The sequence below is a fragment of the Gilvimarinus sp. 1_MG-2023 genome (assembly GCF_030548285.1).
In genome coordinates this window covers 1-295 of sequence record NZ_JAUOSC010000747.1, presented here as the reverse complement: position 1 = coordinate 295, position 295 = coordinate 1, and the positions used below count along the sequence as shown (strand labels likewise).

The 295-nt window shown below is 54.2% G+C and carries 1 pseudogene; it reads right to left on the bottom strand.

Going from position 1 to position 295, the window contains the following annotated elements:
- A pseudogene (locus Q4563_RS18870) lies at positions 1 to 295 on the bottom strand (peptidase); the annotation flags it as partial.

Here is a 295-nt window from a genome sequence, read left to right as displayed (position 1 = left end):
GGCCAGGCGCACCTGATGGAACATCTCATCGTTTTCCTGCAGCCGGATCAGACCCGGGTTTTTGACACAGCCCGCGTGATAACAGACCAGATCGAGCGGCATACCGACCGACAGATTACTGCGCAGGGTCGAATCCATCGAAATCAGGCTGCACAACATGGCGCGATCCAGCGGGGTGTTGAAGTCGATAATGCGGTCCAGTATCGGCTTGCCGTATTTGCTTTCGCCAACCTGAAAGTATGGCGTGTCTTCCCAGGCTTCAATAAAGTTGCCTTGTGAGTACACATGGAACAGG